Here is a 2,114-nt window from a genome sequence, read left to right on the forward strand (position 1 = left end):
TGATGGTGTCTACTTTTCGGGGGTCGGGCCCCTCGATCTCGGCCTTCACATCAATCCCAGATGTAGAGCTTGAACTTGCCAAATGCGAAGCGAGACCAAGCACATCTACCCAATGTGCCGGGTGACTGACATATCCTTGCGCTGTTGCGATATTGGGATAAGCACCCAAGGGGTCCTGGGCGTTGTACATCCCAGCGTGCGGGTGGTAGTACCTGAAACGGTTGTACGCCCAGCCAGATTCGTCATCGAAATACTGCCCTGCAAAAAGTAATGGGCATGTTTCTCTGCCGCGCCAAGAACGCTTGCCGAACAATGACTGGGTGGCCAGCCCGGTAACAACGCCCTCAACCGGTTCCACGATCTCCTGAGGTGAACCTGCTAGGTCGGTGACAATTAAAGAGAATCGGGCACTGATTCTTGCTTGCGCTAGATCTCTATGTTCCTCGCGTTCGAGACTGACTTGACCTATGAGTTGTCCTGTTGCTGGATCGGTGATCCAGACATAGCCTGCACCGTAGGCAGGGTAATTGAGTCCCCTCTGCCGGTTAGCGGTTGCACTTATCCCTGAAACCCTTGCTGCAGTGCCAGCAGAAATTGGTTCAGCAACGTAGGTAGTTTGCTGCGCGACTAGTTGGTTACCGGTATGGCCAAAAACCGTGCGGGTAAGGAGTTGTCCGGTCTCCGTATCCACACGCTCCTTGGCTACGCGACGACCAAGTGGATCGTAGATGTAACGGTAGCCGACACCTGGTTCTTCAGAAGACGAGAATCCAATGGGTTGCTCGCCAGTGGCGTAGTAGAAGTGGTGAACTGTCGGTTTTTTGCTGACGTTTTTCGTCACCGTTCGAATTACGCGGCCTGCTTCGTCATAGAAGTATGCAGTTCGGCCGACACGCTTTGGCATTGTTCCAGCAAACTCGAACGTCCCGTCTACCTCAGAGGTGATTGAAACGCCAGGCTGCCAACCGAGGTTCGATACACTGAATTTCCTGGGATTGTGGTGATAGGGGTCTCCCACACGTACAGTGCCTATCCCTTTGAGTACACCAGCGTCTGAGTATTCGAAAACTTCATCTGAACGAAGCAGGTGCTTGTCAGTACCCTCGTAGGCCGGTGAGCCAGACCCGGAAGCCTTCCGCGAAAGTTTGGTCACTCGCCCGTTCAGATCCAGATCGAACGTTGTGACTCCACGCAAGTAGTCCGCAATGCCTTCAAGCGCTCCGTCTGAACGCCAAGTAAACAGTCGTGACGATAGGGTGCGCATGCCACCCGGAGCTTGAGAATCCAGCGCAACCAACGTGTCGCCTGTAATGCGCCCGAGCGAGTCCGCGGAAAAATTTCGAACCGGCGATCCGGTCGTAATACGATTGCGAATACCGCAACTGTTTACCCCGTACCCGATATGTGCAACGGTTTCTTGCGCGTCACTGTCGGAGGTACTACGAACCAAGTTAGTGGATGTGATTTCGCCAGTTTGGTCACGGTTGATGGACGTAGTAAACGTATCCCCAAGCGGCAGTGTCACAAGTTCTGCGCTGGCATTACCCGCCTTATCCCTCTTAATTTCATGGGTGAACTGTTCGCCGCTGGCCAAAATTACAGTTTCGCGAATAGTGCGACCGAAATCGTCGTGGTCGTAATGAATATTCGCTTGTGGTCCGTTAATCCCCGTAATCCGCCCCACTGAATCGTAAACAAAAGAGGTCGTACCAAGGGCATCTACTACCGTATCGACCTGCCCATTTGATTTGCTTGTACGGGTTGTGGCACCGGCAGGAGTAGTAACAGTTTGACGCAAACCGTCAGCGCTAACGGAATTTTTCGTTGTGATCCCGTTGTAATCAGTCTGCTCGGCAAGTTCGCCGTCTCGATTGTACGAGTAAAACCAAGTATTGCCATCACCGTTGATCAGGCGCACTGGCTCCATTTGCGTGTTGTACTCAATGCGAGTCGTTGCGCCGCTTGCGTCAGTAGAGGTTGCTGGCTTATCGAAAACGGTAAATGTCGTTTTCGTAGTTGCTCCGATCTCGTTGGTTACTGAGATTCTGTTTCCTTCGCCGTCATAGGACATGGCAACTGAAGTGCCATCAGGATAGGAAACACCCGTCGGCCAC

At 52.8% G+C, this 2,114-nt stretch carries 1 protein-coding gene; it reads right to left on the reverse strand.

The genetic code is table 11. From position 1 onward, the window contains the following. Positions 1–2,114, reverse strand: a 2,114-nt coding sequence (locus HMPREF3101_RS11420) for an RHS repeat-associated core domain-containing protein (protein ID WP_141737457.1), incomplete at both ends; no start/stop codon positions are given.

The organism is Corynebacterium sp. HMSC29G08 (genome assembly GCF_001806875.1).
Lineage (GTDB): Bacteria > Actinomycetota > Actinomycetes > Mycobacteriales > Mycobacteriaceae > Corynebacterium.